Here is a 10,446-nt window from a genome sequence, read left to right as displayed (position 1 = left end):
TTTAAGCTTCCTGTTACTGATGGTGCAGTTTCATCTTTGATATTAATAGTTTGTTGAATATCTGTACTGTTTCCACAATCGTCTGTGATTGTATAAGTACGTGTTACTACAAATACTGTTGGACAAGTTCCTGCTACTGAGCTATCACTACTCGTTACGGTTAAGTCTGAATCACAAGCATCCGTAATAGCGGTTACTCCTCCTAAAGCAATTAATCCTGCTACAGTAGTTACTGCTGCTGGTGCATCACTTGCCTCACATCCTTCTTGATCTATTGAGTTTAAGCTACCAGTTACTGATGGAGCGACTATATCTTGAACTGTTATTACTTGTGTAAACGTCCCACTCTGTCTTCCACAACCATCTGTGAATGTCCAAGTATTCGTATATGTTCCATTTGTCAGACAATCTACAGAAGGAACAAAAGCTTCTGTTGTTTTTGTTACTGTTAAATTACAGCTCGCTACAGGAGCTAGTAATTGTGCAGCTTGTAAACCTGTTGTATCATCACAAGCAACTGTTCTATTTAGTGCATCAGCTGCGGTACTCCAAGTTGCCTCGCTTGGTTGATTAATATTAATTGTACTTGGTAAATCATCACCAATACCACAGGAATCTGTAGAATTTGAACTTACTGTCGTTTGTACATTACTATTTTCTTCTCCTATATATGTTGCTACTAATTGTAACTGAAACTTATCTGAACATGTTCCTTCTAGGAAATAACATTGGTTTTTAATGGTTACTTTAAAGCCTAAACTATATGCCGAATCTCCTACATCTGTGATTCCATCTACAGCATTAAATGTTAATACTCTTGTTCCACTATTATAAGTATAGCTTACTCCTGTTGGCAAACCAGTTATAGGTTCAACTAAATCAACTTCTTGTGGAATTGTCGTTTCTATTTTTAAATTTTTAACATCATCATTTCCATTATTTTCTACTGATACAGTAAAATCTACCATATCTCCTGCATTTGCCGAAGATCCTGAAGGTGGTGCGCTTGTAAGAATTAATGGTGCTAAATCTGGTTTCCATACATCCACCGATAACCCTATTAAAAACAACCCATATGTTTCTTGATCAGATGTTAATCGAATCGTAGCTGACGTTTGATTGTTACCAATAATACTATTACTTGGATTACTTAAAGGAAACACATCTGCATCGAACCCTAAAGTATTAGTACTTGCAGGGTTTCTATCTGTAAAACCACTTCCATTCTTTCCTATAAAACTATTGAAAAAGTTATTCGCGCTTCGTAAACTATATGACAAGTCTACCCAGTTATTACTAACATCTCTAATTTGTAATCTATCACCTGATAAATCTCTATCTCCTTCTAATGCTCCAATTACAACATCTGCATTCACAGTTCCTGAAGGTACCGTTTGAAAACCACTAAAACCTATTTCAAAGTTATTTACACTACTTGTTACATGTGCATAACCATCAAATAATGAGATATTCTTGGCTGGTAATGTTGGACTTTCGTAAACAAATACAATTTGCCAACCTCCAGAAGTACCTGTATTACCTCCTCCATGTGAAGTTAAAGATCCCTGTTTTGCTCTTACATTTGCTATTTGATAAGTACCATATGGACTTGCTAATGCCTTTACATCATTTGTAATGTCTTTAAAACAGATATATGGGTCATTAACAAAATGATTTGCTTCGTCTCTACCTCTATATATCACCTCGTCTGCGGTGATAGTAGTATAGCCACTACTTCCTGGAAGTTGTAATTTTACTTTATTATAATCCCAATCTGGTTCATCATCTGGATCATCTTCTTCTCTATCGGCAGCAGCCCAGTATAAATATGCTTTTTTAATACTTAAACAACTTACAGATGGTTCAGGATTTACAAGGTTAGCATTACTAGAATTAAACGTAGTTCCATCACTATCTATATCAACAAAAACATTGTCGCTAAAATCGTGATTTCCATCATTCCCTGTATAACTATTACTTGGGTGTCTAGATAATACATTATTTGCTATTAAAGTTACATTTCCTTTAACGGCCTCAGAAAATCTAGGTTCGAAACTTTTTTTAATTTGAGCTGTTACAATTTCACTATTTATTATAAACACCAACCCAATAAAGAGTGAAATATTTTTCATAAAACTTTTCATACATAATAATTTTAGTTAAGCACAGTCACTCATTTAATTATCGTTATTGGGGTCTGGTATAAATGATTTTATAGTTACTGAATTAGCTTGAGAGTTGCTTTTATTAGACAGTAATCTTGTTTTAGCAGTATTCACTTCAATTCTTGTACAGTTCCAAGAATTCAAAGTTGATCTATTGGATTTAATCAATTTAATATAAAATTGTCTTGACTGTTTAGCAGCAAGACTAATTCTATGATCTATTAAGTTTAAATCGGTATCGTATAAATTATATGTGATATCGTTGCTCCTATTCTTATTCTTACAATAAGAGTTATCAACGTTTATTTCATATGAAGTAGCGTTAGCAGTTCTATTTTCTACTTCTATTTTATATAAATGTTCTTTTGCATAATTCGGTTTACTACTTTTCTCTATTAGAGAAACTTTAACCGAGCTTTGAGAAAAGCCTGTGTAGACATTTAAATAAAACGAGAAAATAATAATGAGAGTAATTGTTCTTGCCATACCTATCTATTTAAATTTTAAACATAGGGTAGTATCTTACTACCAATTCATACAGGTTATATTTATAACTAGTATGGTGGGACTAAAATGTTTATAGGGTTTAAACGTTTACAGGGATTGAAAACCACTAACTTCAAAAAGAAGCTTAACTTTCAAATGCGGAGGACAAAATTATTTATTTGGGGGTCATTGTTTAGAGGGAATGAAAATCCTAGCCTCATAGCAGTGAAGCTTTAACTTTCTACAAATGGCAGGGAACCATTTTCTAACAATTTAAATAGGGAATAATTCTATAACACTTTTGGGAGTTATAATATAGTTATGTGTTATTTTCGAATTATAGGGTTTACGTTTTTAACCTTTCGGCTATACCAAATGTAAAACATATTTTCAATTATAAAAAGCCAAATGTCTAAAAAGGGGAATTTCCCCTTCTCATAAAAGATGAAACTTAGAACGATAGTTTTTAATGATTTTACATATTAAATAGGTAATTTTGCAACATGATACAAAACGATACTATTGTTGCTTTAGCCACTCCTGCAGGAGTTGGAGCTATTGCTGTTATTAGACTTTCTGGAGAAAAATCAATTGAAATCGTAAACTCTTTTTTTAAATCTATAAAGAAGGATAAGTCTTTACTTCTTCAGAAATCTCACACACTTCATTTAGGTCATATTGTGCATAATGGAGTTACTCTAGATCAGGTTTTAGTATCAATATTTAAAAATCCGCACTCATATACAGGTGAAAATGTGGTAGAAATTTCTTGCCACGGTTCTAGTTTTATTCAGCAAGAAATAATTCAGTTGTTTTTACAAAACGGATGTCGAATGGCTGATAATGGTGAGTTTACCATGCGTGCTTTTTTAAATGGAAAAATGGATTTAAGTCAGGCAGAGGCTGTTGCTGATGTTATTGCTTCTAATTCTGCTGCTTCTCATCAAGTTGCTATTCAACAAATGCGAGGAGGGATTACCAATGAACTAAAAGAATTAAGAGCACAATTGTTAGATTTTGCTGCCTTGATTGAATTAGAATTGGATTTTTCTGGAGAGGATGTTGAATTTGCAGATAGAACAAAGTTCAAACAACTGGTTGCTACTATCTCTTCTGTATTGAAACGTTTGATTGATTCTTTTGCTTTTGGAAATGCCATGAAAAATGGAATTCCTGTAGCAATTATTGGGGAACCTAACGTTGGAAAATCTACCTTATTAAATACGCTTTTAAATGAGGAAAAAGCAATTGTTTCTGATATTGCTGGAACAACTAGAGATGCTATTGAAGATGAAATGATTATTGATGGAGTTGCTTTTCGATTTATTGATACCGCTGGGATTCGAGAAACTGAAGATGTTGTAGAAAGTATAGGTATTAAAAAAACCTATGAAAAAGCAGAAAATGCACAGCTGGTTATCTTTTTAATTGATTCGAACAAATACATACAAGCTAGTGATTTATTCTTAGAAGAAATTGAGACTATCAAAGAACGTTTTCCAAATAAACGTTTGTTAGTTATTGCAAATAAAATAGACACTTTATCTTGTCATGATTCAGCATTGTTATCTTCTGAAATAGAAAATGTAATTTTACTTTCTGCTAAACAAAAAGTTGGAGTAGATGAATTAAAAGCCGAGTTAACTTCATTAGTAAATACAGGTGCTTTAAGCAATAACGAAACTATTGTTACCAATTCGCGTCACTTTGAAGCATTGACTTTAGCTTTGGAAAGTATTGAGTCTGTTAAAAACGGAATTGAACTTGATATCTCCTCTGATTTGTTTGCTATTGATATTCGTGAATGTCTACGCCATTTAGGAAATATTACTGGTGAATATGACGTCGATAAAGATATATTAGGACATATTTTTGGGAATTTTTGTATTGGAAAGTAACCTAAATAAATCAACAAATAATAAAACTACACAAAACAACGAAAAAACTCCTAAAAATAAAGGGTTTATAATTATTTAATTAATATTCGTTAATAAGTTTTACTCTTTAATTAGGTACAAATTTGTACCTCTTTTGTACCTTTGAGACTATCGAGGTACAAAAATGAGTTTTTGAGGTACAAATTTATCTACTTCAATGTGATAATATTCGCACTTCATTTCGCTTATTTCTACTTAAATCTATTTATCATCACTTAACGACATAACTTTTAATGAGTAGCAATATTAGAGTTCAAAAGATTTGTCAGTATTGTAATGTTGAGTTTACAGCTAAAACGACTGTTACTAAATATTGCAGTAATAATTGTGGTAAAAATGCTTGGAGAAAAAGGAAACAAAAAAAGAAGCTAAACTCTATTAATAGAAAAACAAAACAAGCTCTAAACCCTATTAAATTAGACATAAAAGACAAAGAGTTTCTAACTGTAAATGAGGTTGCTACTCTATTAAACTGTACTAATCGAATGATTTACAACCTTATCAACAACAATAAAATAGAAGCTATAAATCTATCCAAAAGAATGACCCGAGTAAAACGCTCATCAATAGAAAAATTATTCGACTGCTCTTAATTGAGTTTAGACGTAAAAGACGAAAGTAAAAGACAATGGCTATAAAAGTAACATTAAGGCAAAAGCCTATAAGTAAAGGGCGTAAAAGCCTTTATTTAGACTTCTACCCTCCTATCCCCATTATAGGAACAGATAAAACTACACGTAGAGAGTTTTTAGGCTTATACATTTACAACAAAGCTACTACTCCTCTTCAAAAGCAAGATAATAAACAAACTCTTTTACTTGCTGAACAGATACGTCAAAAAAGAGATAATGAGCTTAATAAACCAGAAGTTTACACGACTTTTGAGTTAGAACAATTAAAAGCTAAAGAGAAAGGTAAACTATCTTTTATTTCATATTATGAACAACAAATGGATAAAAGAAAAGGTAAAAATTATGATGTTTGGATTTCCGCTTTTAATTATTTAAAAGATTTTACAAACGGATCACTTAAATTTTCTGAACTCGATGAAAAATTCTGTAACGATTACAGAGAGTACTTACTAAATGTAAATAGTAAAAGACGAGGTAAAACACAATTATCTCAAAACTCTGCTCACAGCTATTTTAATAAATTTAAAGCTACACTAAAACAAGCTTTTAAAGACAATATTCTACCTTTTGATTTAAATGCTAAAATAGAACCCATAAAACAAGCTGATACAAAGCGAGTATTTTTATCTCTTGAAGAACTTAATCTACTCGTCAAAGCAGACTGTCCAAACCCACTATTAAAAAGAGCTTCTTTATTTTCTGCATTAACTGGTTTGAGGTTTTCAGACATTCAAAAATTAAAATGGAGTGAGATAATCTACATTAAAGACCAAGGTTACTTTATTCAATTTCAACAAAAGAAAACGAAAAGCAACGAGGTTTTACCTATCTCACAACAAGCATACGAGTTATTAGGAGGTGTTGGAGAGCCTAACGAAAAAGTATTTAAAGGACTTTATTATTCCGCACACCAAAACAATCAATTATTAGTATGGGTTATGAATGCAGGAATAACAAAGCACATTACTTTTCATTGTTTTAGACATACTTACGCTACCCTACAGTTAAGAAACGGAACTGACATTTACACAGTTTCAAAAATGTTAGGACATAAAGATCTTAAAACCACACAGATTTACGCTAAAATAGTTGATGAAACAAAGCGTGAAGCTACTACAAGAATTAAATTAGATTTATAATAAAGAAGCTATGAATAATATAGACGAACTTACATCTTTATTAAGAGAGAAAGAAGATTTAAAATTTAAAATAAAAAGTGTAACAGATAAAATTAAAGGTCAAAAGAAACAAATAGAAAAACAAAAACAAAGAGCTGAAAATGGACAAACAAATACCTTAGCTTTTGAACAACGAGAACTACCTGCTTTTATTTTAGAACTACAAAATGCCCAAAGAGAACTTAAAGCACTTAATATAAAAATTCAAGTTCTTAAAAACAATTTTCATTTACAACAACCAAAAATTACTAAGCCAATTTTACCCCCCTTTGAACAAATAACAAGAGAGTTAAATATTATAAAATGTATTTTTGAATGCCAATTCATGGAAGCTTCAACAAATGTTTCCCAGACTCCAATATTACATTCAAAAGGTAGGTATTTAGCAGGAATGTATCATATTACATCTAATACTAAAATGCTATTAATTCAAGAATACATAAAACATTACACTGAACGATTTGAAACAACATCAAATACTGTTTTATTAGAAAATGAACTTCTTGAAATACATCAAAAAGCCAATGGCGTTTTAAATTATTACAATGAGAACCTTACTCTTGATTCTTCAATAGTAAAAAAATATAAAAAGGACATTCCAAATGACTTTGACGAAAGAATAGAATATTTCATAAAACATAGAGGGATAATATTAGTTAAAGACTTATACCCTCAGCATATTGTCTTTGATATCGATTTTCAAGATGAAAAGGCAAAATGGACTTATCAAGAATATAATTTTATTACTACTAATTATGAACTTGCTATATTTTGTCAAAAATTAATAGACTTTATTGAAAAATTTGATTTAAAACAAAATAAGACCTCTAAAAATATTAGTAATTATTCTAAGAATCAAATAGACACTTTAGAAGTTAAGAACTCAAGCCCAACTACTCTTTTTAATGATATTCGAGAAAATGGTTTTCCTGAATACTCTTTAGACCTATACGACCAAATTTATTCAATTACTGAAGGGTTTAACAAAACTAAGTTAGCACTCTTAAAAAATGATTTAAACTATAAAATAGAAGAATATAAACTTTTACAAAAAATTGATCCACATAACCTCAAGGAATTAGATAGGTTAAAAATTGTAATTGAAAGATTTAATAATTTAAAAAAATTTATTGAAAATGTTATAGAACCTAATGAATTAAATAATCAAGAAAACCCATTAACAATTCAAAAAATACTTCAAGAGCAAAACAACTTAATACCAAATATCAGTATAAATGATGTATACAGTCATTTTAAAGTTTTAACATCTCAGACTAATAAAAATAATGAGTTTTATTTGACTGAAAAACAACTCTTAACTTTCATCAAATCAACTTTTATAGATTTAAACCCTATAAAACAAGATTTTAATTGTAAAGGTTTTTTGAAAAAAAGAGTTAGAAAGGTTTTCTATGACTTTTATTTTAATAACAAAAATAAAGAAAGAAATCACACGAAGTTAAAACGTAAATATTTTAATATTATGAATGATGCTTTCAATGGCTTTAATGAAAATGATTATACAGATTTTGCGAAATAAAAACCTTAAAACAAACCTAATAAACCTAAAGTTTCCCCTATAAACCTTTAACCTTTCCTAAAGCACTAACAAACAAATACCTATGCAATAAATAATTAAAAATTTATTGTAATGGAAACATTAAAATTTGAAAATCTGCCAAGCGCAGTCGCTGAACTTCAAAAAGGACAGAACGAATTAAAAGCCTTACTACTTCAAAAGGAAGAACCTCAATCTAAAATTGAAATGCCAATACAACTAGATCAGGTTGTACCGATTACTGGGTTAACCAAACCTACTCTATACGGTTATGTACAACGTAATGAAATTCCTTATCATAAAAAAGGTAATCGTCTGTACTTTTTCAAATCTGAAATTATTGAATGGATTAAAACTGGAAAGCAAAGAACTTTAAAAGAATTACAGTCTGAAGCTGGTACTTATTTGTTAAACAAAAATAAAGAGCTAAACAATGGGAAATAACAAGACACCACTGCAAAGCTCTTTATGTAAAAGACTAAACAAAGATAGGGCTTTAATATTAGGTTATTTAAAAAGTAAAATAGAAAAAGGTACAGGGTTAAGCTTTATTAAACTTAAATCAAAATACAATGAAGAACAGTTATTCTATATTTCGCTAAAATATGTTACAACAACTAAAAAAGCTTTATGTAGTGCTATGGAAATTCCAATTGAAGCAGGTTGTAGATATAAAAGAAAATTTGAAAAGAGAGGTTTGTTAGTCCAATCTGTTAATGAGATCATTTGTCCATTTACAAACCACCCAGCTCATTTAATAAGTACAAATTCAGATGAATTTGAAGCTCTAAGAAAATCTAACCAAATGAAACTTTTTTAATTATGGAAAAGGGTAATAATGAAAGGTATTTCAATTTTCCTATCAATCTTTTGAAGGGATTTATCAATAATACTGAAGAATGCTTAGAAAATATAAGAGATTATTCTGTTTACGACACTATGTTAAGATTAAATATTGAAAACACGACATGTGAAGATATAGCCATTAGAGTTGCTAAATCATATTACAGAATAGATTACGCTGATTCTTTTAATGGTATGAAACTATACGAGCAAATAAGAGAAAACTATCCTAAAACAGGGTTAAATGTATCAATATTTAATGATTTTTATAATAATTCAAAATCGGAATTTGAAAAAGTATGTCTTTTATCTTTCCTAGCTATTAAAAGCATACTCCAGAATAAAAATTATTGCTTGATTACGAATCTTTATTGGTACTCTAGAGTTTCTGGTTTAGCAAACAAAGTATCTAATGAATCTTTAATTTCAGAAGATCTTAAAAAATATTTCACAAGGCACTATATCACGAAAATCAAAGACGAACTTCAACTCAATTGGGGATTGAAGGAATATTCCATGGGTGTGCGCGGTTTTTATGTCAGTTTTAACCTTTCATTAAAAGAACTTATTGAGAATGTAGAATTAAAGAAAATGAGCAATAGGAGGAAAAAACTCAAACTAGATAAAAAGAAAATACTAATAGAAGTTTTAAGAGATATTAAATAAATCTACATCTATAACAAGATACTCTAATAAGGTCTTAAATAAATATTCATTATAAAGAAATATAACATGTATTGTTTATCAAAAACAATACTTCTCAAAATGTAAAAAATGAAGAATAATACTAAAAAAGGTTTACAAAAGTTAACACAATTCGATAAACTAAATACTTTGAAAGAAATAAAAGATTTTTTAAAAACTAACCCTGATAAAAAAACGGTTTCTAAATTAAAATTTCATTTAGAAAAGAAGATAAATGAAAGTTACTTGAAAAAAGAGGGGAATGAAAATAAATTTATTGATATGACTATTGAATGTCTTTTATACTTAAAGCAACATAATGACCTCGATTTCATGAGACATACAGTCTATGAAATAAATAATCAAAAAATAACCATTAGTATTCAGAAATTCGCTTCAAAATATTTTTGTTTCCCAACTGTGAGCTGGATTGCCGAAGACTCAGGACTTTCAAGAAATACAGTTCACAAACATTTAAAAAAAGGATTAAAAAATGATTTTAATTCTTTGGTAAAGGGAAAAATTGATCACATGACTTTAGATGCAATGGCAAAACTTTATGTAATAGGAACAACACAAAGCAATGTTAATGCTTTAAAAAGCTTTATCGAGTTATCAGATAAATTAAAAGAGAAGCCACCAAATACAGTAAATAACTTAATTCAAATTAATAATTTAAAAATAACTAATGAGGATTTAAAAAATTTACCTCAAGAAACCATTATCGAAATAGAAAGATTAATCAAAAATAATATCTTTGTTAATGAAAAAACAAATTAATATAAGATAACAAGAAACATCTATAAAATATAAATAAGCGTTTATTATAGTCTTGCGAGAGAAAACTGGTAATTTTTAAACACACAAGATCATAATTCAAACGCTCACGACTGGCGTGGGCTTTGTTTGTTTTGTGTGTGGGTATACCAGTACCTCTCTTGCTGACATTCTAATAGTCCCACG

9 protein-coding genes and 1 pseudogene are annotated in these 10,446 nt (G+C 29.7%); 8 read left to right on the top strand and 2 right to left on the bottom strand.

From position 1 onward, the window contains the following. Window positions 1–2,144 (bottom strand): annotated as a pseudogene (locus Q0873_RS03095) (hypothetical protein); the annotation flags it as partial. 33 nt (window positions 2,145–2,177) lie between these two features. Beyond that, a complete protein-coding gene (locus Q0873_RS03090; RefSeq protein WP_299104318.1) occupies window positions 2,178–2,651 on the bottom strand; it encodes a hypothetical protein in 474 nt (157 codons plus the stop codon). Between the two features lie 503 nt (window positions 2,652–3,154). Between Q0873_RS03090 and mnmE the strand changes: the two genes are divergently transcribed. The 8 genes from mnmE (at window position 3,155) to Q0873_RS03050 (ending at window position 10,263) form a co-directional block, all read left to right on the top strand. Then, window positions 3,155–4,549 carry a tRNA uridine-5-carboxymethylaminomethyl(34) synthesis GTPase MnmE gene (gene mnmE, locus Q0873_RS03085; RefSeq protein ID WP_299104317.1) on the top strand — a complete coding sequence of 465 codons (1,395 nt, stop codon included), beginning with the start codon at window positions 3,155–3,157 and terminating at the stop codon, window positions 4,547–4,549. Between the two features lie 272 nt (window positions 4,550–4,821). After that, window positions 4,822–5,181 (top strand): helix-turn-helix domain-containing protein, encoded by a 360-nt coding sequence (locus Q0873_RS03080; RefSeq protein ID WP_299104316.1) that lies wholly within the window; start codon window positions 4,822–4,824, stop codon window positions 5,179–5,181. A 35-nt stretch (window positions 5,182–5,216) separates the two neighbouring features. Continuing rightward, window positions 5,217–6,359 (top strand): site-specific integrase, encoded by a 1,143-nt coding sequence (locus tag Q0873_RS03075; RefSeq protein ID WP_299104315.1) that lies wholly within the window; start codon window positions 5,217–5,219, stop codon window positions 6,357–6,359. A gap of 10 nt (window positions 6,360–6,369) precedes the next feature. After that, a complete protein-coding gene (locus tag Q0873_RS03070) occupies window positions 6,370–7,938 on the top strand; it encodes a hypothetical protein (protein ID WP_299104314.1) in 1,569 nt (522 codons plus the stop codon). A 111-nt stretch (window positions 7,939–8,049) separates the two neighbouring features. Continuing rightward, window positions 8,050–8,400 carry a helix-turn-helix domain-containing protein gene (locus Q0873_RS03065; protein WP_299104313.1) on the top strand — a complete coding sequence of 117 codons (351 nt, stop codon included), beginning with the start codon at window positions 8,050–8,052 and terminating at the stop codon, window positions 8,398–8,400. Then, window positions 8,390–8,776 carry a hypothetical protein gene (locus Q0873_RS03060; RefSeq protein WP_299104312.1) on the top strand — a complete coding sequence of 129 codons (387 nt, stop codon included), beginning with the start codon at window positions 8,390–8,392 and terminating at the stop codon, window positions 8,774–8,776. Before Q0873_RS03065 ends, Q0873_RS03060 begins: the two co-directional genes overlap by 11 nt. 2 nt (window positions 8,777–8,778) lie before the next feature. Beyond that, window positions 8,779–9,465 (top strand): hypothetical protein, encoded by a 687-nt coding sequence (locus Q0873_RS03055; protein WP_299104311.1) that lies wholly within the window; start codon window positions 8,779–8,781, stop codon window positions 9,463–9,465. A 108-nt stretch (window positions 9,466–9,573) separates the two neighbouring features. After that, window positions 9,574–10,263 carry a helix-turn-helix domain-containing protein gene (locus Q0873_RS03050; RefSeq protein ID WP_299104310.1) on the top strand — a complete coding sequence of 230 codons (690 nt, stop codon included), beginning with the start codon at window positions 9,574–9,576 and terminating at the stop codon, window positions 10,261–10,263. The last annotated feature ends 183 nt before the right edge of the window (window positions 10,264–10,446 follow it).

Source organism: uncultured Tenacibaculum sp., from assembly GCF_947498805.1.
Lineage (GTDB): Bacteria > Bacteroidota > Bacteroidia > Flavobacteriales > Flavobacteriaceae > Polaribacter.
The sequence above is the reverse complement of the archived record's forward strand: the minus strand, read 5'-3'. Positions and strand labels throughout refer to the sequence as shown.